The sequence below is a fragment of the Streptomyces sp. NPDC005863 genome, from assembly GCF_042871345.1.
Lineage (GTDB): Bacteria > Actinomycetota > Actinomycetes > Streptomycetales > Streptomycetaceae > Streptomyces.
In genome coordinates, this window is sequence record NZ_JBIAII010000020.1 from 1 (window position 1) to 23,007 (window position 23,007).

General features: G+C 73.1%; 20 protein-coding genes. 10 read left to right on the top strand and 10 right to left on the bottom strand.

The genetic code is table 11. The features are described 5' to 3' along the window. Positions 1–22 precede the first annotated feature (22 nt). Together ACFYO9_RS38495 and ACFYO9_RS38500 are read left to right on the top strand one after the other, a co-directional pair. A complete protein-coding gene (locus ACFYO9_RS38495; protein ID WP_358779124.1) occupies positions 23–466 on the top strand; it encodes a hypothetical protein in 444 nt (147 codons plus the stop codon). Continuing rightward, positions 466–1,323, top strand: a complete 858-nt coding sequence (locus ACFYO9_RS38500; RefSeq protein ID WP_358779103.1) for a protein kinase — start codon at positions 466–468, stop codon at positions 1,321–1,323. The genes ACFYO9_RS38495 and ACFYO9_RS38500 overlap by 1 nt, the downstream gene beginning before the upstream one ends. Here ACFYO9_RS38500 and ACFYO9_RS38505 read toward each other — a convergent pair. Continuing rightward, positions 1,290–1,553: a hypothetical protein gene (locus ACFYO9_RS38505; RefSeq protein WP_358779104.1), complete on the bottom strand. Its 264-nt coding sequence runs from the start codon at positions 1,551–1,553 to the stop codon at positions 1,290–1,292. The two genes, ACFYO9_RS38500 and ACFYO9_RS38505, sit on opposite strands and share 34 nt — an antisense overlap. A 174-nt stretch (positions 1,554–1,727) precedes the next feature. On the opposite strand from ACFYO9_RS38505, the gene ACFYO9_RS38510 reads away from it, so the two are divergent. The 3 genes from ACFYO9_RS38510 (at position 1,728) to ACFYO9_RS38520 (ending at position 5,640) form a co-directional block, all read left to right on the top strand. Beyond that, the gene (locus ACFYO9_RS38510; protein WP_358779105.1) at positions 1,728–4,034 is read left to right on the top strand and encodes a heavy metal translocating P-type ATPase; all 2,307 of its coding nucleotides are present in this window, start codon (positions 1,728–1,730) and stop codon (positions 4,032–4,034) included. Positions 4,035–4,203: 169 nt separating this feature from the next. Beyond that, a complete protein-coding gene (locus ACFYO9_RS38515) occupies positions 4,204–4,893 on the top strand; it encodes a copper homeostasis protein CutC (protein ID WP_358779106.1) in 690 nt (229 codons plus the stop codon). A 159-nt stretch (positions 4,894–5,052) separates the two neighbouring features. Beyond that, complete coding sequence (locus ACFYO9_RS38520) at positions 5,053–5,640, top strand: DUF2165 domain-containing protein (protein ID WP_355807969.1); 588 nt, start codon at positions 5,053–5,055, stop codon at positions 5,638–5,640. Here the strand turns inward: ACFYO9_RS38520 and ACFYO9_RS38525 are convergent. Both ACFYO9_RS38525 and ACFYO9_RS38530 read right to left on the bottom strand, forming a co-directional pair. Further along, on the bottom strand, positions 5,637–7,739 hold the full coding sequence (locus ACFYO9_RS38525; RefSeq protein WP_358779107.1) for an ATP-binding domain-containing protein: 2,103 nt from the start codon (positions 7,737–7,739) through the stop codon (positions 5,637–5,639). The genes ACFYO9_RS38520 and ACFYO9_RS38525 overlap by 4 nt on opposite strands. 836 nt (positions 7,740–8,575) lie before the next feature. Next, positions 8,576–11,233, bottom strand: coding sequence for a helicase-associated domain-containing protein (locus ACFYO9_RS38530; RefSeq protein WP_388667328.1), 2,658 nt, complete (start codon positions 11,231–11,233; stop codon positions 8,576–8,578). 164 nt (positions 11,234–11,397) lie between these two features. Between ACFYO9_RS38530 and ACFYO9_RS38535 the strand changes: the two genes are divergently transcribed. Both ACFYO9_RS38535 and ACFYO9_RS38540 read left to right on the top strand, forming a co-directional pair. Beyond that, positions 11,398–12,387, top strand: coding sequence for a hypothetical protein (locus ACFYO9_RS38535; RefSeq protein WP_358779109.1), 990 nt, complete (start codon positions 11,398–11,400; stop codon positions 12,385–12,387). Positions 12,388–12,577: 190 nt separating this feature from the next. Continuing rightward, positions 12,578–14,218 (top strand): DNA repair helicase XPB, encoded by a 1,641-nt coding sequence (locus tag ACFYO9_RS38540; RefSeq protein ID WP_358779110.1) that lies wholly within the window; start codon positions 12,578–12,580, stop codon positions 14,216–14,218. A 53-nt stretch (positions 14,219–14,271) separates the two neighbouring features. On the opposite strand, the gene ACFYO9_RS38545 is transcribed toward ACFYO9_RS38540, so the two are convergent. Continuing rightward, positions 14,272–14,619, bottom strand: coding sequence for a hypothetical protein (locus tag ACFYO9_RS38545; RefSeq protein WP_358779111.1), 348 nt, complete (start codon positions 14,617–14,619; stop codon positions 14,272–14,274). After that, positions 14,582–15,679 carry a glycosyltransferase 87 family protein gene (locus ACFYO9_RS38550; RefSeq protein ID WP_358779125.1) on the bottom strand — a complete coding sequence of 366 codons (1,098 nt, stop codon included), beginning with the start codon at positions 15,677–15,679 and terminating at the stop codon, positions 14,582–14,584. Before ACFYO9_RS38550 ends, ACFYO9_RS38545 begins: the two co-directional genes overlap by 38 nt. A 377-nt stretch (positions 15,680–16,056) precedes the next feature. Between ACFYO9_RS38550 and ACFYO9_RS38555 the strand changes: the two genes are divergently transcribed. After that, positions 16,057–17,166, top strand: a complete 1,110-nt coding sequence (locus ACFYO9_RS38555) for a hypothetical protein (protein WP_358779112.1) — start codon at positions 16,057–16,059, stop codon at positions 17,164–17,166. A gap of 19 nt (positions 17,167–17,185) precedes the next feature. On the opposite strand, the gene ACFYO9_RS38560 is transcribed toward ACFYO9_RS38555, so the two are convergent. From ACFYO9_RS38560 to ACFYO9_RS38575, 4 genes are read right to left on the bottom strand one after another with little or no spacing between them, the layout of a single operon-like run. Then, on the bottom strand, positions 17,186–18,184 hold the full coding sequence (locus ACFYO9_RS38560) for an iron-siderophore ABC transporter substrate-binding protein (protein WP_358779113.1): 999 nt from the start codon (positions 18,182–18,184) through the stop codon (positions 17,186–17,188). 11 nt (positions 18,185–18,195) lie between these two features. Continuing rightward, positions 18,196–19,083 carry an ABC transporter ATP-binding protein gene (locus ACFYO9_RS38565; protein WP_358779114.1) on the bottom strand — a complete coding sequence of 296 codons (888 nt, stop codon included), beginning with the start codon at positions 19,081–19,083 and terminating at the stop codon, positions 18,196–18,198. Next, on the bottom strand, positions 19,080–20,213 hold the full coding sequence (locus ACFYO9_RS38570) for an iron chelate uptake ABC transporter family permease subunit (protein ID WP_358779115.1): 1,134 nt from the start codon (positions 20,211–20,213) through the stop codon (positions 19,080–19,082). Before ACFYO9_RS38570 ends, ACFYO9_RS38565 begins: the two co-directional genes overlap by 4 nt. A 37-nt stretch (positions 20,214–20,250) precedes the next feature. Continuing rightward, positions 20,251–21,258: an iron ABC transporter permease gene (locus ACFYO9_RS38575; protein WP_358779116.1), complete on the bottom strand. Its 1,008-nt coding sequence runs from the start codon at positions 21,256–21,258 to the stop codon at positions 20,251–20,253. 139 nt (positions 21,259–21,397) lie between these two features. Between ACFYO9_RS38575 and ACFYO9_RS38580 the strand changes: the two genes are divergently transcribed. Continuing rightward, complete coding sequence (locus tag ACFYO9_RS38580; protein WP_358779117.1) at positions 21,398–22,027, top strand: HAD hydrolase-like protein; 630 nt, start codon at positions 21,398–21,400, stop codon at positions 22,025–22,027. A 117-nt stretch (positions 22,028–22,144) separates the two neighbouring features. Here ACFYO9_RS38580 and ACFYO9_RS38585 read toward each other — a convergent pair whose 3' ends face one another. Beyond that, positions 22,145–22,396 carry a hypothetical protein gene (locus ACFYO9_RS38585; protein ID WP_358779118.1) on the bottom strand — a complete coding sequence of 84 codons (252 nt, stop codon included), beginning with the start codon at positions 22,394–22,396 and terminating at the stop codon, positions 22,145–22,147. A 193-nt stretch (positions 22,397–22,589) separates the two neighbouring features. Between ACFYO9_RS38585 and ACFYO9_RS38590 the strand changes: the two genes are divergently transcribed. Next, positions 22,590–22,973: a cold-shock protein gene (locus ACFYO9_RS38590; protein WP_076685560.1), complete on the top strand. Its 384-nt coding sequence runs from the start codon at positions 22,590–22,592 to the stop codon at positions 22,971–22,973. The last annotated feature ends 34 nt before the right edge of the window (positions 22,974–23,007 follow it).

The window sequence follows — 23,007 nt, forward strand, 5'->3', positions numbered from 1 at the left end:
CGTCAACACCCAAGGAGAGTCGATGACCATCACCGAGCACGAGCTGAAGACCGGCCGCGCGACGGCCGGGGAAGAGCTGTTCGACAGCCTCGCCCAGTTCCTCGTCGTCCAGGAGCACATCGAGCGCCGGCGCGCGGAGCTGATCGCTGACCAGGCCGTGGCGTTCGTCGTCACCGCCGCCACCGCGAGAGTGCCGATGATGCCATCCGGCGAAGTCGACCTGGGGCTGCACGCCCTGATCCTGCACACCCGGGCGTATGCCGGGATCTGTCAGGAGTACGCGGGGCGCTTCCTGCACCACAACCCGGCGCCGGGAGGCGGCGGCCGTGACCCGGAGATCGTGGCCGGATCGGCGCGCGCGATGAAGACGGCAGGATTCCGCGTCTGCGACGAGCTGTGGACGGTCAACGGCGAGAATCTCGCGCAGTGCGATTCCGACTGCGGCCGCCCCTACGGTCAAGCCTGATGCCGGGAGCACTTGTGCCCGAACTTCCGCCCACGTTGGCCGCCCAACTAGGCATCGGTGACGTGTCGCTGGTGCTGGACCGGCGTGGCTCGATGATCTGGGACGTCCACGTCGGTGCGCGCCGGTACGCGTTGAAGCTCGGCCATCCCATCGCCGAGACCGAGCACTGGCCCGCCCAGCCGTGGACCGCGCTCGCCCCCGCCCGGGAAGCCGCGGTCCTCGACCAGCTCGGACGCCCCGTACCGTCGGGCGAGTGGGAGCGGGGCACGTGGAACATGCAGCCCTGGCACGAGGGCCCCGACCTCCAGCACGCTTGGAGAGAGGTACGCGAGCAGGGCGGCATGCCTGAGCTGACGGTGGCCCTGCGCTGTGCCCGCGCGCTAGCCGAGCTGCACGCGCAAGGCTGGGCGCACGGTGACGTCCAGCCCGCTCACCTGATCCTCGACGACCACACCGTCCATTTGATCGATCTCGCCCTGGCCCACGGCAAGCCCGTCCCCGGTGATGTCGACTTCCCCTTCCGGGGCTGTCTCGTCCACTACGAAGCACCGGAGATCTCCGCGCACATCCTCAACCACGGATGGGCCACGCCTACTCAGGCCGGCGACGTGTACGCGCTGGGTGCGAGCCTGATGATGGCCGCCACCGGCCGCCGCGCCGTCATCTACCCCGACCACGCCGACCGGCCCGAACAGCGCGCCGCGATCGTCCAGGGCAACCGCCGCCCAGTGAACGTCAAGGGCCCGCTGAAGCTGCTCATCGAACAGATGCTCCGTCATGCCCCAGAGCGGCGCCCCGACATCGCACACGTCGTCCGCACGCTTCAGACGCTGACGTCGTTCAGGTCCAGCGCGTAGCCGCGGTCGGGGATCCGTAGGTCGCCGGGAGCCGTCGCGGTGTGGCGTGTGTGGTCTGCGGGCTTCTCCTTCTTGTTCTCGCCCTTCCGTCGGTCGCCGTCGTGTTCTTCGTGGCGTACGGCCGGCGGCTCGTTCGTGACGGGGGCGATGCTCTGGCCCACGCCGTACGCCGTGCCGAAGGTCGCGGCGACGGCCGTGGCGAATGCGGCGATCTTGAGTGCGGTGTTCATGACGGCTCCTGATGTCCGATGCCTGATGTCCGACGGTGCCGAATATACCCCCGGGGGGTATTAAGTCAAGCGGTCGGCACCCCTTGCGGCGGGTACCCCCTAGGGGTATACCTGAATACCGACAGGGTACCCACCCCGGGTACCCACACCCCTGCCCGTACAGGAGAGCAGCCCATGGCCGCGTCCGCCCCCGCTCCCATCCCTGACACCACCCCCACCCACCGGGTCGAGCTCGTCATCGGGGGGATGACCTGTGCCTCCTGCGCGGCCCGTGTCGAGAAGAAGCTCAACCGCATCGACGGCGTCGAGGCGAGCGTCAACTACGCCACCGAGAAGGCGAGGGTCAGCTACCGCGGCGACGGCGTCTCCGTGCCGGACCTGATCGCCACCGTCGAGGCCACCGGCTACACCGCACAGGAGCCCGCCCCCTCCGGCGCCGAGGAGAGGGCGGGCGAGAGTCCCCCGGACGCGGGGGGTCGGGGTGGTGAGGGCGAGAGTGAACTGCGGCCCCTGCGGCAGCGGTTGACCACCGCTGTCCTGCTCTCCGTACCCGTCATCGCGATGGCGATGATCCCCGCGCTGCAGTTCACCTACTGGCAGTGGCTCTCGCTGACGCTGGCCGCGCCCGTCGTGACGTACGCCGCCTGGCCCTTCCACAAGGCCGCCGTCACCAACGCCCGGCACGGCGCGGCCACCATGGACACGCTGATCTCGGTCGGTACATCGGCGGCGTTCCTCTGGTCGCTCTGGGCGCTGTTCTTCGGCACCGCGGGCACGCCCGGCATGACGCACCCCTTCGAGCTGACCATCGCCCGCAGCGACGGCGCGGGCAACATCTACCTGGAGGCCGCGGCCGGCGTCACCGCCTTCATCCTCGCCGGGCGGTACTTCGAGGCCCGGTCCAAGCGGAAGGCGGGCGCCGCCCTGAAGGCGCTGCTCCAGCTCGGCGCCAAGGACGTCACCGTGCTGCGGGGTGACGGGCGCGAAGTGACCGTACCCATCGACGAATTGGGGGTCGGTGACCGGTTCCTCGTGCGGCCCGGCGAGAAGATCGCCACCGACGGGACGGTCGTCGAGGGCTCCTCGGCCGTGGACGCGGCCATGCTCACCGGCGAGTCCGTGCCCGTCGAGGTCGCCGTCGGCGACGCGGTCACCGGTGCCACCCTCAACGTCGGCGGACGGCTCGTCGTCGAGGCCACCCGGGTGGGCGCCGACACCCAACTCGCCCGTATGGCACGGCTCGTGGAGGATGCGCAGAACGGCAAGGCCGCCGCCCAGCGCCTCGCCGACCGGATCTCCGCCGTGTTCGTGCCCGTCGTCATCGGGCTCGCGCTCGCCACCCTCGGCTTCTGGCTCGGCAACGGCGCGGGGCTGACCGCCGCGTTCACCGCCGCGGTCGCCGTACTGATCATCGCCTGCCCGTGCGCCCTCGGCCTCGCCACCCCGACCGCCCTCATGGTCGGCACCGGCCGCGGCGCCCAGCTCGGCATCCTGATCAAGGGCCCGGAGGTCCTGGAGTCCACGCGCCGGGTCGACACCGTCGTCCTGGACAAGACCGGCACCGTCACCACCGGCAGGATGACCCTGCTCGCCACGCATACCGCCCCCGGCACCCCGGTCGCCGACGTCCTGCGGCTCGCCGGGGCCCTGGAGCACTCCTCGGAGCACCCCGTCGCGCGGGCCGTCGCCACCGGGGCGGCCGCCGAGGTCGGCGCCCTGCCCGTGCCCGAGGACTTCGCGAACGTCGCGGGCCTCGGCGTGCAGGGCGTCGTCGAGGGACACGCGGTCCTGGTCGGCCGCACCCGGCTCCTCGCCGACTGGGAGATCCACCTGCCGGAGCCGCTGGCGCGCGCCGAGGCCGCGGCGGAGGCAGCCGGACGTACCGCCGTCGCGGTCGCCTGGGACGGCGAGGCGCGGGCGGTCCTGGAGATCGCCGACGCGGTCAAGGACACCAGCGCCGAAGCCGTCGCGCGGCTGCGCGCGCTGGGCCTGACCCCGATCCTGCTGACCGGCGACAACAAGGCCGTCGCCGCGTCGGTCGCCGCGCAGGTCGGCATCGCGCCCGACGACGTGATCGCCGAGGTCCTGCCGCAGGACAAGGTCGACGTGGTGAAGCGGCTGCAGGCCGAGGGGCGCACCGTGGCCATGGTCGGCGACGGCGTCAACGACGCGGCCGCGCTGGCCCGGGCCGACCTGGGCCTGGCGATGGGCACGGGCACGGACGCGGCGATCGAGGCGGGCGACCTGACGCTGGTACGAGGCGACCTGCGCGCCGCGGCGGACGCGATCCGGCTCTCCCGCCGCACCCTCGGCACGATCAGGTCCAACCTCTTCTGGGCCTTCGCCTACAACGTGGGCGCGCTGCCGCTGGCGGCGGCCGGCCTGCTCAACCCGATGATCGCGGGGGCGGCCATGGCCTTCTCGTCGGTCTTCGTGGTCGGCAACAGCCTGCGGCTGCGGGGATTCGAGCCGCTGGCGTAGACGGTCGGCGCCGCTCGGCTCGCGCCGGAACGTTCTGCGCGTAGGCTGGTAATTGGACTAGACCTATGCCAGGTTTCCGGGGGTGCATCAGGGGTGCATCCGGGAGCCGGGCCGCCACGGTCAGCCACCCGAGTCCGAGCCGCAGCGACCCCAGAAGGAAGAGACATCCATGAGCAAGCGTGCAGTCCTGGAGGTGATCGCCCTCGACACCGAGGACGCCGTCGCCGCCCAGGCCGGCGGAGCGGACCGCCTGGAGCTGGTGACCGACATGGCCGCGGACGGCCTCACCCCGTCCCGCGAGACCTTCGCCGCCATCCGCTCCGCCGTCGACATCTCGCTGCGCGTCATGCTCAGGCTGGCCGACGGATTCGCCGCGGGCGACGTCGACGCACTGGTGCGCCGGGCCCAGGAGTTGCGGGGCGAGGGCGCCGACGAGTTCGTGCTCGGCTTCCTCGACGAGGCGGGCGGACCCGACCTGGCCGCCGTGGAGAGCCTGGTCGGCGCGCTCGACGGCTGCCGCTGGACGTTCCACCGCGCCATCGACCGCGCCGCCGACCGCGACGCGCTGCGCAAGCAGCTCGCGGACCTGCCCGGCCTGGACACCTACCTCACCGCGGGCTCCGCGGCCGGCGTCGACGACGGCCTGCCGACGCTGCTCGCGGAGGCGGCCCGACGCGGCGAGCCCGGGTACGAGCCGCAGCTCCTGATCGGCGGCGGCCTGCGCCTGGACCACCTGCCCCGGCTCAGGTCGGCGGGCGTCGACGCGTTCCACATCGGCGGGGCCGCCCGCCCCGACGGCTGGTCCGCCCCGGTCTCCCCGGCGGCGGTCGCGGAGTGGCGGGCGGCGCTCGACGGGTGAGGGGCGGGGGCGGCGTACGCGGGGGTTGGGCGGTTGGCGTATGCGGGGTGGGGCGGCGGGGTTCGCCGGTTCCGGTGGCGGCCGATGCCCCCGTACGCCGCCGGGGTGATCGCCCTTTCGGGTGACGCGATAGAACTGGGTCGACACGGAGGGGATTTCATGCCGACACCAGCACACCAGCCGCGCCCCGCGGAACGCATCCTCGCGGCCGGGACACAGCCCGTCGCCGCGATGCTGCTCACCGGGACGGTCGCGCTCTACATAGCGCTCGTCGCGTTCGGGAACATCACCGACTTCGGCACCAACCAGCAGTTCGTACGCCATGTCCTGTCGATGGACACCACCTTCAAGGGCAACGGCCTCAGATGGCGCGCGGTGGATTCCACCGCACTGCAGGACACCGCCTACGTGGCGATCATCGCCTGGGAGACCCTCGCCGCGCTGACGCTCGTCGCGGCGACGGTCCTGTGGGCCCGGGCGCTGCGCCGCCCCGCGGGTACACCGCGCGCGTACGGCCTGCGCCGGGCCCAACGGGCCGGATCCATCGGCCTGTTGATGATTCTCGTGCTCTTCGGGGTCGGGTTCATCGGCATCGGCGGCGAATGGTTCGCCATGTGGCAGTCGCAGGCCTGGAACGGCCTGGACGCGGCCACGCGCGTCGTGACGCTCGCGGGCATCGTGCTCGTCGTCACCCACCTGCCGTCCGCCGACGCCCCGGCGGACGGCCTCGAAAAGGGCGGCAGTTAGGGCCTATCGAGCTGCGCGGGCAGCGCGGCGCGGTGCACCACGATCAGCCCCGACACGGCACGGGTCAGCGCGACATAGAGCCGTCGCAGACCCGTCCGCTCGTCGGGCTCGCCGTCGACGACGGCGGCCGGCTCGTCCAGGACCACGTAGTCGTACTCCAGGCCCTTCGCGAGCGACGCGGGCACCAGCGTCAGCCGGGTGTCCGGCGTCGTCTCCTCGCCGGGCGAGAGATACGTGAGGCCCGCCGCCGTCAACGCGCCCGCGAGCGCGGGGATACGGGCGTCCGCGGCGATCAGCCCGACGGATCCCTCCTGCCCCAGCGACTCGACGCAGGCGGCGAGGCAGCCCGCGTCGAGGGCGCCGGACCCCGCCGGGCCCCCGTCACCGTGAGCGCCCCCGTCCGCCACCCGCCGCACCGCGAGCGAACCCGGCGACTCCCGCACCGAGTCGACCGCCGTCAGGCCGGGCGCGATGTCCGGAAGCAGCCGGGACGCGTACGCGATGACCTCCCGCGGCACGCGGAAACCGGCCGTCAGCTCCTCGACGACCGCGTCGCCCTTGCCGAGGTGCGCCAGCGCCTCGCCCCAACTCCGCGTCGCCCAGGGCGTGGTGCCCTGCGCGAGGTCGCCGAGGACCGTCGCCGAGCCGGTCGTGCAGCGCCGCCCCACCGCGCGGTACTGCATCGGCGACAGGTCCTGCGCCTCGTCGAGCACGACATGCCCGAGGGAGTGCGTGCGGGAGACGAGATCGGTGGCCTCGTCGATGAGTACGGCGTCCGCGGCGGACCACTTGGCGGACTTGACGCTCCGGGCGGGCTTGGCCCACAGCACGGCCTTCTGCTCGTCCTCGGTCAGGATTCCCGCGGCGTGCTCGGCGAGGAAACCGGCGTCGGACAGCAGCCGCAGCACGAGCTTCGCGGGATCGACGGGCGGCCAGATCGCCTTCACCGCCGCCTTCACGGCCGTGTTGCGCGCGACGCCGTCCTGCACCCGGTCGTCCGGCGCCTCGCCCGCCTGCTCCATGCGGACGAGCACGGCGTGTGCGATGCGCTGCGGCAGGGCCTCGCGGGCGGCGCCGTAACGGATGTCGCGGGCGAGCAACTCCGCGACGATCTCCTCCAGTTCGTACGCGGGGATCCGCCAGCGGCGCGAGCCGCGCACCACCACGACGGGTTCGGTGGGCGGGGTGACGTGCGAGCGCACGGCGTCGCGCAGCACCGCGGCCATCCGTGCGTCGCCCTTGACGGTGGCGGCGCCGGCGTCGTCCGTGCCGCGCACCTCCACGTGGGCGACGAGGTCGTCGACGGTGGCCTGCTTGACCTCCAACTCGCCGAGCGCGGGCAGGACTTGCTCGATGTAGTGCAGGAAGGAGGCGTTCGGGCCGATGACGAGGGTGCCGGTGCGGGCGAGCCGGTCCCGGTGGGCGTAGAGCAGATAGGCGACCCGGTGCAGGCCGACGGCGGTCTTGCCGGTGCCGGGTCCGCCCTGCACGCAGACGCTGCCGCCGAGCCCGCTGCGGACGATCTCGTCCTGCTCGGGCTGGATGGTGGCGACGATGTCCCGCATCGGACCCACGCGCGGCCGCTCGATCTCCCGCTGGAGGAGCGCGCTGGTCCGCTCGACCTCGCCCGGGTCGCTGAGGTGCTCGTCCTCGTACGCGGTGAGGTCGCCGCCCGTGTAACCGAAGCGGCGGCGCAGCGCGATGTCCATCGGGTCCTTCTTGGAGGCCCGGTAGAACGGCTGCGAGACCGGCGCGCGCCAGTCGATGACCATCGGGTCGCCGTCGGCGTCGTGCACGTGCCGCCGCCCGATGTAGAACTGCTCCCCCTCGTCGCCCTCGGCCTGCGCGGCGCCCGGCGCGTGCAGGTAGTCGAGCCGGCCGAAGAAGAGGGGGGTGTGGGCGAGGTCGGCGAGGGACTTGACGCGCTCGTCGAGCTGCCGCTCCAGAACGGCGGCGTTCACCCAGTTCGCGGTGACGTCACGGATGTCGAGGGCCTCGGCGTCCGCACGCATGGCGCGCAGCGCGGAACGGGACGCGGCGAGGTGACCTCGTTCGCGGGCGAGCGGATCGGCGGGGTCGGTTTCGGCGTGCGCGTGCACGGGGTGCCTCCGGCGGTTCAGCGGTGTCGTGTGCGGGCCTCGGCTCTGGTGCTGCTCGGGCGAGGTGTCCGACCGGTTTCCGTCCGGTCGACGGCGCTCCGCGGGGGGAGGCGGGAAGGGGGCATCTTAGGCGGGGCGTGGGTGCGGGGGCCAACGGTTTTCGTGTGGGCGGTGCGGTCCGCTGCGCGGGGCCGGTGCGGTCTGCTGCGCGGGGGCGGTGCGGTCCGCTGCGCGGGTGCGGGTTGGTTGTGGCTGGTCGCGCAGTTCCCCGCGCCCCTCCAAGATCTCCGCACGAGCTCGTCCGGCGATTGAGGGCGGGCGGGGGGCGTGCCGGGTGAGGGGGGGGAGGGGGTGGTTTGGGGGCGCGGGTGTCTGCGCGAGCGGCTACGGCGGGTCGGCGGCCGGGGAGTGGGCTGTAGCTGGGTGGTTTGGGGGCGCGGGCGGCTACGGCGGGCCGGCAGTCGGGGAGTGGGCTGTAGCTGGGTGGTTTGGGGGCGCGGGTGTCTGCGCGGGCGGCCACGGCGGGCCGGCAGCCGGGAAGCGGACGGTAGCCGGGTGGTTTGGGGGCGCGGGGAACTGCGCGACCAGCCCCAGCGCACCCGCACGGAACAACGACCCCATAAGGGGCGCGGGGAACTGCGCGAAGAACCACAACGCTCCCGCACGGGACAACGCCGGTATGCCCCCCTCAGGGGCGCGGGGAACTGCGCAAAGAACCGCAACGCTCCCGCACGGGACAACGCCGGTATGCCCCCCATCAGGGGCGCGGGGAACTGCGCAAAAAACCCCGACGCACCCGCACAGAACCCCACGGCCAAGGCACCCCCCGGGCCCCCTCACCCCTCATCCGCAAGCTCCGCAACCCCCGTAACCCGATGAAGGGGATACGTGCGGACCTCATCCGCAGTGTGGTCGTACGCCGTGACGAAGCCCCCTTCCACCCGCACCGGAGCGATCACCCGCTGACTGGCGGAGCCCTCCGCGTTCACGTACCCGATCCACACCGCCTCCCCGGTCAGCACCGCGGCCTGCATCGTCGCGAGCGTCTCGGCCGCCGTGGTCCGCGGCAGCCTGCCGTCCGCCGCGGCCGGCACCTCCTTGCGGGGCGCGGTGGACGCCAAGTCCCCCGCACGGATCGCCCGTACCGCCGCGTCGACGAGCGTGGCACCGGGCAGCGGCGGCCCGTCGGGCACCGGCTCGGGGGCCGAACGGGGCGGCGTGCGGTGCGCGTGCGCGCGGGTGATCAGGACGTCGCCCTCCGCGCTCTCCGCGGCGGGCGCGAACCCCATGGCGCGCAGCCCGTCCAGGAGCGCGCCGGGATCCGCCTGGGCGGCGAGCACGGTCGGCGCGAGCCGGCGCAGACGCAGGCTCTGGGCGCGCTTGTCGGCCATGATCTCGTTGAGCAGCGCCTCGTCGTCGCAGCGCACGTACGCGGAGGCGGCGCCGATCCGCAGGTGGCCGTGTTTGCGCGCCACGTCGTCGATCAGATACGCGAGGGGCTGCGGAACCGGCGTACGGGAGTGGGCCGCCAGGAAGGCGTGCAGGTCGGACGCGGACTGCCCGGCGTCGAGCGCGCGGCGCACGGAACCGGGCGTGAAGCGGTAGACGGTGGCGCCGCCCTTCGACTCGACGTCGGCGAGCACGGCGAGGGCGTCGGCGAGCGGCCGTTCCAGCGGGCCGGGGGCCACGGCGGTGAGGTCGGCCTGCAGCAGGACGTGGTCGAGGGGCTCGGGCAGGAGCGGCGCGAGGAGCCGGGCGGCGCGGGCGGCGGCGACACCGCGCTCGGCGAGACTCTCGGCACCGTCGGCGCTGTCGGCCCCGGTGCCGCCCGCCCCCGTGCCGGGCGCGTCGGGCAGCAGCGCCCGCCCGTGCGAGGAGAGCGCGCCACGCCCCGTGACACCCAGCAACTCCGCCTCGTTCAGGCTCCATTGGGCGATACGGGAGCGCAGGTCGCGAGGGGTGGGCGAGTCGGAGGGGTTTGCGGCGGAGGGGTTGGCGGCGCCGCCCCGTGTGGAGCCGGGGGAAGATGGCGCGGCACCGGAGCCGCCCTGCGCGCCGCCACCCCCCTGGGAGCGCCCCGCGGCCGGCCGCTCCCAGCCGAGCCGGGCCAGCAGCGACTCCGGTACGGGCGCCGTGCCCTCGGGCAGCGTGGCGAGCAGCGCGAGGACCCGCCGGCGGACCTCGGGGGCCGCCGAACGGTCCAGGTGCGGGCCGAGCGCGGAGAGCGTGCGGTCCTTGCCGTCACGGCCGCCGACCAGCCCCGCCGTACGGGTGGCGGCGAGCCAGGCGGTGGCGAGCGCCGCCCAGCGCTCGGCCGCGGGCAGCTCCTGCCACGCGTCGTACGCGGGCGTCGCGGCGTACCGTTCGTCGGCCTCGCCGTCGGAGGCCAGCAGGCCCGCCGCGTAGGCCAGTTCGACCCAGAACGCGGCGAGCGGTTCGGACGTGTCGAGCGCCGCGGCGGTCCGCTTCAGGTCGCGCACGCTCAGGCCGCCGGCGCGCAGGACGGTGGGGCCGCCCTCGTCCCAGTCCTTCAGGAGCTCCTCGACGGTGGCGAGCGCGGTGTACGCCTGGCCTGCGGCGGTCGCGTCCACAACCTGTGGACGGTGTTCCCGGGCGCCCGCCACGGGCGGCGGCGTCGGCTCGGGCGCGCGGTGGGCGCGGCCCGCGCGCAGGTGTAGGGCGGCCTCGCGGGGCAGTACGACGGTGCCGGGCGCGGTCGGGAGCAGCAGCCCCCGGTCGAGGAGCCAGCGCAGGTGCCGGGCCGGATCGGCGGTGACCTGCCCGTACGGCGGCCCCCACACCAGTCGCGACAGCACCTCCACGGACTCCGCGGGCGCCTCGTCGAGCAGCGCCGACATCCGGGTGCGGTCGGTGAACAGCGCGGTCAGCGCCTGCACGGCGGAGACCGGGTCGTGGGTGGTGGGCAGCCCCGCCGCGGCGACGATGTCCTGCACCCGGTTCGGCGACATCCCGGCCGTGGCCTCGGCGACGGTGGGCCCGAGGCCGGTCGGGGAGGGGTGCTGCGGGGTCGGGGCGAGCAGCTCGCGGGCGGTCCGCACGAGCCGCAGCCGGTCGTCCGGACCCCACACCAGGGCCTGCTCGTGCAGGGTGGCGAGGGCGCGGGGCAGCGCGGCCTCGACGTCGGCGTCACCGTCGTCGCCGCCGAGCAGCCGCAGCACTTCCTCGTACGAGGTGGGTTCGGACGCCACGGCCAGCACCTCGGCGACCTGCTGGGTGAACCGGTCGAGCCGCTCCAGGGCGCGCACGACGGAGGCGCGGGTCCCGGCGCGGGTGGCGAGCTGGGTCAGATCCGTGGGCACGGGGTTGAGCAGATCGGGCCGCGCCCGCAGCAGCCCGGCGAGCGCACCGTCCGCCCGCGACCGCAACGCCTCGGCGAGAGACCGCGGCGCGTCGACCCCCCGCGCCGCCGCGGTGTCGCCATCGCTGACGCCGGCGCTGTCGGTGGGCTGCGACTGGGTGCTCATCCGGTTCACGGTAGCGGGTCGGGGGGAGGGGGCGGGGTTGTCGAGTGCGGAGGCGCGGTCCACAGGGCCGCCCACCACCGCAACGCCGCGTGAACGTTCCTCCACCTCTCGAAAGAGTGAACGCCTCCCCAATGCCGCGATGGCTCCCTCGGCGATCCACTTGGCTGACGCCCATGGTCAGTTCCGCCCACGAGGGCTTGCACCGCATTTTCCAGGAGAGACCCGAGATCCTGTCCCCTGTCTTCCGGGCGCTGGGCATGGCTTTTCCCGAGAAGGCGACCTTGGACGCGCTCACCCCCGATGTGACGGAGACGAGGCCGCTGGAGCGGCGCGTGGACACGGTGATACGCGTCGGCCCCTCCGACGGCGACGATTTCCTGCTGGCCGTCGAGTCGCAGGGGACGCGCAAACCGGAGAAGGAGCTGAGCTGGGCGTACTACGTCGCCTATCTCCAGGCCAAGTACCGCCTGCCCGTGCTGTTGCTCGTGGTCTGCCAGGACCAGTCCACGGCCAAGTGGGCTGCGGGGCCCTTCGAGTGCGGTATCCGGGGCTGGACCACCCAGCGCACCCACCCCATGGTCGTCGGCCCGGACAACCTGCCGATGATCACGGACCGGAGGACCGCTTCGGAGAACCCCGCCATGGCGGCCTTCTCGGCGCTGGCACACGCCCGGAGCCGGCACATCAACGCAATACTGGAGGCATTCGGCGGTTCCCTGGAGGAGCAGGACGGGGACGTCGCCGACTACTTCTACGAGTTCCTGGACATCAATCTGCGGGGGACCGCAGCCGGAGACAAATGGAGGGAAATCATGGGCTTCGTCACCTACTTCCCCGGCCGTGGCACGGTCCGGGAGACGGCGTACCTCGAAGGTAAGGCCGAAGGCAAGGCGGAAGGTATGGCCGAGGGGAGGTCCGAGGATCGGGCCTCTCTGGTGCTGCGCGTGCTGGAGAAGCGCGGGGTCCCCGTGCCGGATGAGACCCGGGAACGCATCACCACCTGCACCGACCTCGACACCCTCGGCCTCTGGTTCGACCGTTCGTTGACGGCGGTCGCGGCAGACGAGCTGTTCGTGGAGACCTCGGAGGCCACCGAGCGTGCCGAGGCCACGGAGCGTGCCGGGGCCACCGAGCGTGCCGAAATCCCGGAGGCCGGGGCGTAGCCCGCTCCCGACCGTCCCCTCCGTGCCGCGTCACCGGCGCCGCGAACGTCCGGCTCCGGTGGCGCGGCTCGCCGCGTGCGCGACGCGGCTCCGGTCCCGCGGAAAGCCCCGGCGCTGTAGCGGACGTCACCGCCGCACGGCGCGTCCATGCGGCACACTGGACGTTTGGCCTTAATGAAAGGGCGCTCGCGTGAACGGTCCCCTCATCGTCCAGTCGGACAAGACCCTCCTGCTCGAGGTCGACCACGAGCAGGCCGATGCCTGCCGCCGTGCCATCGCGCCCTTCGCCGAGCTGGAACGGGCCCCCGAGCACATCCACACCTACCGCGTCACCCCCCTCGGCCTGTGGAACGCGCGGGCCGCGGGACACGACGCCGAGCAGGTCGTGGACGCCCTCGTGGAGTTCTCCCGGTACCCCGTCCCGCACGCCCTCCTCGTGGACATCGCCGAGACCATGGCGCGGTACGGGCGCCTCACCCTCTCCAAGCACCCCACCCACGGCCTCGTCCTCACCACCACCGACCGGCCGGTCCTCGAGGAGATCCTGCGGTCGAAGAAGGTGCAGCCGCTCGTCGGCGCGCGCCTCGACCCGGACACCGTCGCCGTGCACCCCTCCGAGCGCGGCCAGGTCAAGCAGACCCTGCTGAAGCTGGGCTGGCCCGCCGAGGACCTCGCCGGGTACGTCGACGGCGAGGCGCACGCGATCGACCTCGACGAGAGCAACTGGTCGCTGCGGCCCTACCAGCAGCAGGCCGTCGAGGGGTTCTGGCACGGCGGGAGCGGCGTCGTCGTGCTGCCCTGCGGCGCCGGCAAGACCCTCGTCGGCGCGGGCGCCATGGCGCAGGCCAAGGCCACCACCCTCATCCTCGTCACCAACACCGTCTCCGCCCGCCAGTGGAAGCACGAGCTGGTGAAGCGGACCTCCCTCACGGAGGACGAGATCGGCGAGTACAGCGGGACGCGGAAGGAGATCCGGCCCGTCACCATCGCCACGTACCAGGTCCTCACGACGAAGCGGAAGGGCATCTACCCGCACCTGGAGCTCTTCGACTCCCGCGACTGGGGACTCGTCATCTACGACGAGGTGCACCTGCTGCCCGCACCCGTCTTCAAGTTCACCGCCGACCTCCAGGCCCGCCGCCGCCTCGGCCTCACCGCCACCCTCGTACGGGAGGACGGGCGCGAGTCCGACGTCTTCTCGCTCATCGGGCCCAAGCGGTTCGACGCCCCGTGGAAGGAGATCGAGGCGCAGGGCTACATCGCGCCCGCCGACTGCGTCGAGGTCCGCGTCAACCTCACCGACGGCGAGCGGCTCGCGTACGCCACCGCCGAGGCCGAGGAGAAGTACCGCTTCTGCGCCACCACCGCCACCAAGCGGAAGGTCACCGAGGCGCTGGTCAAGAAGCACGCGGGCGAGCAGACCCTCGTCATCGGGCAGTACATCGACCAGCTCGACGAGCTCGGCGAGCACCTGGGCGCGCCCGTCATCAAGGGCGAGACCACGAACGCGCAGCGCGAGAAGCTGTTCGACGCCTTCCGGGAAGGCGAGCTCTCCGTCCTCGTCGTCTCCAAGGTCGCCAACTTCTCCATCGACCTGCCGGAGGCGACCGTGGCCATCCAGGTCTCCGGCACGTTCGGGTCGCGCCAGGAGGAGGCGCAGCGGCTCGGCCGGGTGCTCCGGCCCAAGGCCGACGGGCACGAGGCGCGCTTCTACTCCGTCGTCGCCCGCGACACCATCGACCAGGACTTCGCCGCCCACCGGCAGCGGTTCCTCGCCGAGCAGGGGTACGCGTACCGGATCGTCGACGCGGACGAGCTGCTGGCCGGCTAGCCCCCCCGGGGGGCTGGGGCCTGTCGGGGGACGGCGCGGCCTAGGACGGGTGATCAGCCGGCGAACAGCACGGCCGGCATCGCCACCACCGACGTCAACGCGAACGCCGTCCGCAGCCACGCCGCGTCCGCGTCGCGCGGCGTGAGCCAGCCCGCCGCCAGACAGCCGACGCCGCCGAAGGTCCCGAGCACGCAACGGCAGACCAGATCCTGGTGGGCCGCCGACGACGCGTCGCCGAGCTCCGCGTCGAGCCCGACGATCCACCAGGCGAGGGCGAGGAGCAGCAGGACGGCGGGGGTCGCGAGGCCCAGGGCGAGGTTGCGGGCGGGGCGGGGGACGGGGTGTGCCGCGGCGTAGGCGGCGTTACGGGCGGCCCATTCGGCGCGGGTGTCGGGGCTCATGAGATGAGTCAACCCGGGGGTGGGGGAGCGGGGCCTCTGTCTTCGTACTCAGGTACGTACTCGGATACGTGCTCGACATCGGCAGCAGCGCCAGCGCGAGGAGCGGGTACGGCGCCGCCAGCGGCTGCTGCCACCACGGCAGGTGCAGGTCCAGGTCGCCGTGGTGCGGGAGCAGCCAGAACGTACGGGCCGTGAAGAGCGCGGCCACGGCTGCCGCGGTGCGGGTTCTGCCCTCGGCGACCAGGACCGCGAGCAGCGGCACGCACCACACCCAGTGGTGGGACCAGCTGATGGGGCAGATCAGCAGCGTCGTGAACGCGGTGAGGAGTACGGCGCGGGGCTCGGTGGGCGCGCGCCGGACCAGCCAGAGGCCGAGGACGGCCGTGAGGACCGCGGGGACGGCCCAGGCGGCGCCCGGTTCGGCGTCGTGCAGCAGGCGGGCGGTCAGGCCCTGCAGTGACTGGTTGTCGACGATCCACGCCTTGCCGACGCGGCCCGTCTCGAAGACGCGGCGGGTGAAGAACTCGACGCTGGCGGCGGGCAGTACGAGCGCGCCGAGCAGCACGGTGCCGGTGAGGCCGGCCAGCGCGGTGACGCCCTCGCGGGTGCGGCCCCGGAGGAAGAGGTACGCGATGAAGACGGCGGGCGTCAGCTTGATTCCGGCGGCGATCCCGATGGCGAGGCCTTTGCCGAGGGCGGCGGGGGGACGGGTGAGGTCCCAGAGGACGAGGCAGGCGAGGGCGAGGTTGATCTGGCCGAACAGCACGGTCTGGAAGACGGGTTCGAGCCAGAGGGCGAGGGCGGTGGCGGTGGCGGTAGGGGCGCGGAGGTCCGCGAGGCGGCGGGAGAGGTGGACGAGGAGGGCGAGGAGGGCGATGTTGCCGAGCAGGAAGGCGGTCTTGAGGGCGGGGAGGGGGAGCCAGGTGGTCGGTACGAAGAGGATGGCGGCGAACGGGGGGTAGGTGGCGGGAAGTTGCCACCGGGTGACGGTGAACCCGTACAGATCGCTGCCGCTGGCGACGGCGGCCCCTTCGGCTCGGTAGACGAGGGTGTCGGCCATGGGGATGTGCTGGGCGGCGCAGAGGGCGAGGAGGGCGAGGAGGGACGCGGCGAGGGTGGCGACGCTGAGTGCGGGGTTCGTCGCGATCCGTGACTTCACGGGGGGAGGGTAGTGGATGGGGGTGCTCGCCACAGGGGTGGGCCCACCCGCCCGTCCCTACTCCAACCCTGCGGCGCGGGGCGAACGGGTGGGTGGGTGGGAGACATCCGTCGCGGAGCGGCGGGACTGTTTGCAGCCCGCAGGGGGGAGAGGGGGGAGGCCCAGGCGGCCGGTCCTCGGCGAGGAGTGCCGGGCGCCGAACCCACCCGCATAGGCGCCCCCGCCAGAAACCGGTAACGTCGAGCACCGCACAACGACGCCGCCCCGGAGGGGACTTCGTGGGGATCGAGAGTGATCAGCTGGTCTTCGACTATCTGAGCCGGGTCGGAGACCTGGCCCAGCAGCGGCAGTTGCCGTCCGGCGACCGGATGAGACTCGTCGCCGAGTTGCGGAACCGCATCGAACGCGGCCGGTCCGACTCCGTCGGCGACGGCCCCGTCGCCGTCCGCCGCATCCTCGCCCGCATCGGCACCCCGGAAGAGGTCGTCGAGGCGGCCGGCGGCGCCCCCGGCGACGTACCGGATGACGTACCGGATGGCGTACGGGACGTGCGCGGTGTGCGAGGACGGGCGCCGTCCGCGTCCCGCGCGGCCCGTGCTCGGCCCCACCCAGCCGTCCCACTCCAACGCAACCGGAACCGTCGTCCCCCCGCCGACCCCGGCGACAGCGGCGCCGAGAAGGGCACCGGGCGGCTGCGCCGCATCGTTCCTCGGCCGCGTCGCTCCGTCGCCGCGGAGCCCGACGACAGCCCCGACTTCGAGGGCGCCGCACCCCCGCACCTCGCCGGCTCCGACGAGTTGGGGCCCAGTGGGTCCGAGCCCGACTGGTGGCGGGTGGACAGCAGTCCGTTCGGCGTCGCCGACACCGTCCCCGGCTTCGTCGGCGGCGTGGAGATCCCCGAGATACTCAAGCCGCCCCCCGGCCGCGACGACGAGGAGGATGACGACGACGAGGAGGAGGGGGACGACCTCGCGTATGAAGAGGAGGACTACGGGGCCGGGCGTCGGCGGCGGTTGTGGCGGCCCGTCCGCCGTGGCGACGGCGCCGCCCTCGGCAACCCCCTGCTCCTGCTCGCCGCCGCCCTCCTCACCGTAGGCGCCGTCCTCGGCAACTTCCTTGCCCTCGGCGTCGGCTGGCTCATCGCCTACGCCTCCCGCCGGCTCACCCGCGTCGAGGCGAAGTTCGCCGTCCTCGGGCTGCCGGGACTCTCCCTGGCGGCCGGGATCGGGTGGTTGTGGGGGCGGTCGCAGGGCCGGTGGGGCGACCCGATCCGGGACGGGCACATGAGCGACGCCATCGCCGACACCTGGCCGTGGGTGGTGCGGGGCGCCGCCGTCGCCTCCGCCCTCTTCCTGCTGTGGCGGTCCCAGCGGCAGCAACGACCGTGAGCAGTACGGGGGTTCGTGGTCAGCGCTTGGGCGTCAGGTCCCGTCGTAGTTCGTCCAGGATTTTGTCCGCCGCCGTGTAACCGATGCCCTGGATCCACAGCTCGTCCTCGACCGTGTGGACGTTGCCCGTCTTCACCGCCCTCATGTTCTTCCACAGGCCGCTGCGCGTCGTCTGCGTCTCCTTGGACTTCTTCGGATCGCCGTACGTGGAGCGGAAGATGACGTCGGTGTCGGCGAGGTCGATCTTCTCGGGGGACAGGTCGTAGGAGAAGCCGTCCTTCGCCTTCGCGGCGATCGGCGCGCGGCCGAGGCCGACGTCCTTGAGGATCGTGGCGATGTAGCTCTGGTCGCCGTAGAGGCGGATGTCGGCGCCCTCGATGAAGCGCAGGACGTTGACCTCGGTCCGTTCCGCCTTCGCGCGGCCGCCGATGGCCTGGGTGACCCGTTCGGCGTGGGCCCGGTAGCGGGTGATCACCTTCTTCGCCTCGGCCCGCTTGCCGAGCGCCTCGGCGTGCAGCCGGAAGTTCTCCTTCCAGGGGTAGCCGGTGGTCTCCGTCATGACGGTCGGCGCGATCGCCTTGAGCTGGTCGTACTTGGCCGCGTGCCGGATCTTCGAGGTGAGGATCAGATCGGGCTTGAGCGCGGCGATGGCCTCCAGGTTGGGGTTCATCATCTCGCCGACGTCCTTGATGCCGCTGACCTTGTCCTTGGGCAGGTAGTCCGGGAACCCGGACCCCGCCTCGACGTGCGTGGCGCCGACCGGCCGTACGCCGAGCGTGATCGCCGAGTCCAGTTCGGCGGTGTCGAGGACGACCACCCGCCGGGGGGCCTGCGGGACCTTCACGTCGCCCATCGCCGTCTTGACCGTACGGGTTGTGCCGGACGCCCCGGAGTCGGCGGGGTCCGAGGAGCCGCAGGCGGTGAGCGTGAGGGCGCCGGTCAGGGCCAGGGCGCCGGTGAGGAGGGCGCGGCGGCGTAGCGGGGCGTGGGTGTGGGGGTGGGTGCGGGCGGTGGGCATGGGGGTGCCTTTCATGAGGCCTGGGGGCGCTGGGGGCGCTGGGGGCGCTGGGGGCGAGGGTGCGGCTCACGCGGGGGTGGTGGCGCTGGGGGCGCGGACCAGGGGGGTCCGGGGACGACCAGGGGGGACCCCGTCACCGGGTCCGGGACCACCACGCAGTCCAGGCCGAAGACCTCCCGTACGAGATCCCGGGTGACGATCTTCGCGGGGGCGCCCTCGGCGACGACCTCGCCCGCCTTCATGGCGACCAGGTGGTCCGCGTACCGCGCCGCCTGGTTGAGGTCGTGCAGGACCACGACGACCGTGCGGCCCGGTTCGCCCTGCGGCGTCGGCGCCGCCAACTGACGTACCAGGTCGAGGACTTCGACCTGGTGGGAGATGTCCAGGTAGGTGGTGGGCTCGTCCAGGAGCAGCAGGCCGGTGTCCTGGGCGAGGGCCATCGCGATCCATACGCGCTGGCGCTGGCCGCCGGAGAGTTCGTCGACGGGGCGCTCCGCGAGGGCGCTCACGTCGGTACGGGCCATCGCCTCGGTCACCGCACGCTCGTCGTCGTCGGACCACTGTCTCCACCAGCGCTGGTGCGGCTGGCGGCCGCGGGCGACGAGGTCGGCGACGGTGATCGCCTCGGGGGCGGCCGGGGTCTGCGGGAGCAGCCCGATCTGCTGGGCGATCCTCTTCGTGGGGAGCCCGGCGAGCGACGCGCCGTCCAGGAGCACGGCGCCGCTCCTCGGTCTGAGGAGCCGGCCGAGCGCCCGCAGCGTCGTGGACTTGCCGCAGGCGTTGGGGCCGACGATCACCGTGACCCGGCCGTCGGGGATCGCCAGGTCGAGGCCCTCGACGACGGTACGGTCCTCGTAGGCGAGGGTCAGCGCGCGGGCCGTGAGACGGGCGGCGGTCACGACGGGCCTCCGGTGCGGATGGAACGGCTGGTGCCGGTGCGGACGGAACGGCTGGCGCCGGTGCGGTGGCCGCGCACGATCAGCCAGATCAGATACGGGGCGCCGACCGCCGCCGTCAGGACGCCCACGGGGAGTTCGGTGGGCGCGAGGAGGCGGCGGGCCAGCAGGTCGGCGACGACGACGATCAGGGCGCCGAGCAGCGCCGAACTCAACAACGGGATCTGTGCGGTGCGGGTCAGCCGGCGGGCGGTCTGCGGGGCGAGGAGCGCGACGAAGTCGACCGGTCCCGCGGCGCCGGTGGCGACCGAGGCGAGGACGACGCCGAGCAGGACCAGGCCCAGGCGTACGTGTCCCAGGCGCGTCCCGAGGGCCGTCGCCGTGTCGTCGTCCAGGGTGACCTCGCGCTGCGCGCGGGCCGCCCACAGGACGCAGGGGAGCAGGACGAGCAGGGTCAGGGCGAGGGGGAGAGCCTCGGCGCGGCCGCGGCCGTTGAGGGAGCCGGTCATCCAGATCTGCGCCTGCTGGGCGACGAGGTAGTCGCCCTTGGTCATGAAGAGAGTCGTCACCGAGCGCAGGGCGACGGCGAAACCGATGCCGATGAGGACGAAGCGGGCGGCGTGCAGGCCGCCGCGCCACGCGAAGACGTACACGAGGGCCGCGGCCGCGATGCCGCCGAGCACGGACAGGTAGGGCAGGACGGTGTACGAGGTGACCCCGTACGTCAGCGCGCCGACTGTCAGCGCGCTCGCGCCCTGGCTGATGCCGATGATGTCGGGGCTGGCGAGCGGGTTGCGGGCCACGGTCTGGATGAGCGCACCGGCCACGCCGAACGCGACGCCCGCCAACAGCCCTACGGTCATACGGGGTTCGCGCAGCGTGCCCACGACCAGCTCGTCGGGGGAGGGCCGCCCGAGGAGCACCTTCACCACCTCGCCGGGCGGCACGAAGGACTCGCCGACGCAGAGGTAGGCCAGGCAGCCCGCACCGAGCAGCAGCCCGAGCACGGCGGCCACGGTGGCGGCCCGCCGGTGCACGAGGAAGGTGGCCCGACGCAACCGGACCACCACGTGACCGGCGGGCCGGCCCCGGGACGCGGGCTGCTTCCGGCCGGTGAGCGGCGCGAAGGTCATGAGGCCACCACCACCCTCCGGCGTGCGGGCGGCGCGGTCACGCGGCAACCGTTCTGCGGCGTGCCAGGGTCACCAGGAAGGGGACCCCGATGAGCGCGGTCATCACGCCCGCGGGGACCTCGCCGGGTGGGAAGACGATGCGTCCGGCCGTGTCGGAGACCAGCAGCATCACCGGGCCGAGCGTGGCGGCGAGCGGCAGCACCCAGCGGTGGTCGGTGCCGATGAGGGCGCGGGCGATGTGCGGGACGGCGAGGCCGATGAAGGCGATCGGTCCGGCGGCGGCCACACCGGCCCCGGTCAGGACCGTCGCACCGATCCCGCCGACCACCCGGACCGCCGCGACGTTCTGGCCGAGCCCCTTGGCGACGTCCTCGCCGAGCGCGAGCGCGTCGAGGCCGCGGGCGACGGCGAGGACGAGCACCAGGCCGACGAGGAGGAACGGCCAGAGTTGGCCGACGATCCCGGCGTCCCGGCCGGAGAGCGAGCCGACCTGCCAGAACCGGAACTCGTCGAGCGCGGCGGCCCGGGTGGTGAGCACCGCGGTCGTCACGGAGACGAGGAGCGCGTTGATCGCGGCGCCGCCGAGGGCGAGTTTGACCGGTGTCGCGCCGCCACGGCCCGCCGCCGCGATCGCGTGGACGGCGACGGAGGCCGCCCCGGCGCCGGTGAACGCCCACCAGACGTAGCCGGGCAGCGTGTGCACCCCGGCGAAGGCGATGGCGAGGACGACGCCGACGGAGGCGCCCTGGCTGATGCCGAGGATGCCGGGGTCGGCGATCGGATTGCGGGTCATGCCCTGCAGCACCGTGCCGGCCAGCGCGAGCGAGGCGCCCACCAGCACGCCGATCACGGTGCGCGGCACCCGCATCTCGCGGACCACCTCGGCGGACCCGCCGTGCCCCCCGTGCCCGCCGTGCAGCAGCGCGTCGAGCACGGCGGAGGGGGCCACCGCGCGGGCGCCGACGGCGAGGCTGAGCAGGACGGCGAGCAGCAGGGCCACGACGGCCGCCGCCAGCACGGCGGCACGTCGGACGGGCACACGCATCGGCTGGGCTCGTTTCCGGGAGAGGACGGCACGGGGCGGGACGCGGCGGCTCGGCGGGAGTTACGGGGCCGGTGGGGCTCGGTAAGGCTTGGCTAAGTCTACGGGCGGGCGGGGCCGTCACCCTCGGCAGAATGGGTCCATGAGCTCACACACCCTGACCGTCGGCTTCGACCTCGACATGACCCTGATCGACTCCCGGCCCGGTATCAAGGCCGCCTACGAGGCGCTTTCCGCGAGGACGGGCACGTACGTCGACGCCGACCTGGCCGTGACCCGGCTCGGCCCGCCCCTGGAGGAGGAGCTGCGGAACTGGTTTCCGGAGGAGGCGATCCGGGAGACGGGCGACCTCTACCGTGAGATCTACACCACACACGCGATCGAGCCGACGCTCGCGATGGCCGGTGCCCGCGAGGCCGTCGCCGCCGTCCACGCGCACGGCGGCCGCGCGATCGTGGTGACCGCCAAGCACGAGCCCAACGCGAAGCTGCACCTGTCGCACCTCGGCATCGAGGCGGACGCCGTCATCGGCTGGCTGTGGGCGGAGGCGAAGGCCGAGGCGCTGCGCGAGCACGACGCGTCGGTGTACGTCGGGGACCACACCGGCGACGTACGCGGTGCGCGTACGGCGGGCGCGCTGTCCGTCGCGGTGGCGACCGGACCGTGCGACGCAGCGGAACTGCGCGCGGCGGGCGCGCACGTGGTCCTCGGCGGCCTCGCGGAGTTCCCGGCCTGGCTCGACGCGTACGTGGCGCGGGGCGCCGACGGCTAGTTCGGCGGGGGCTGGTTCGGCGCGGGCTGGTTCGGCACCGGCTGGTCCGGCGCCGGCTGGTTCAGCGCCGGCTGATCCGGAGCCGTGCCCGGCCGGTTCGCGTCGGGAGGTGGGTCGTCAGCCGGTGCCGCCGCGGGCCTGGCGTCGCTGGGAGGCGATGCCGCGGAGCACGCCGGCCCCGGCGATGAGGAAGCCGACGCCCATCAGCATGCACACCGCGTACGCGATGGACGGAAAGGGGTCGGTGCCCAGGAACAGCGGGGCCACCGTGACCAGTGTGGCCACGGCTCCGACGAAGAAGACGATTGCTCCGGTCCGGACCATTCCATCGCCCGGTCCGGCGGAATTCGCTTGGGTTTTGTCACGCACCCCACCAGGGTAGTTCCCAGCGCGAAGGAAGAATCCGGGGACGTCTTGTCACCGGCCCCCGGACCAATAGTCTTGGTTCCGGCGGGTCGAGCGACCCGCTGTAGTGCTATCCAGAGCCGTTTTCGCTCCGCCGTACCGGACGGGGCGCAACCGGCACAGACGAGTACGACGAGTACGAGGACGAGGACTTCACGTGCCTACCGGCAAGGTCAAGTGGTTCAACAGCGAGAAGGGCTTCGGCTTTCTCTCCCGCGACGACGGCGGCGACGTCTTCGTGCACTCCTCAGTACTGCCCGCCGGCGTCGACACACTCAAGCCCGGCCAGCGCGTTGAATTCGGCGTCGTCGCCGGACAACGCGGTGACCAGGCCCTTTCCGTGGCGATTCTCGACCCGACCCCGTCGGTGGCGGCCGCGCAGCGCCGTAAGCCCGATGAACTGGCCTCGATCGTCCAGGATTTGACGACCCTGCTCGAAAACATCACGCCGATGCTGGAGAAGGGCCGCTACCCCGACAAGGCGTCCGGCGCGAAGATCGCGGGCCTGCTGCGGGCGGTCGCGGACCAACTCGACGTATAGCGCGTCCGGTCCTTGTACGGCGTGTCCAGTCTTC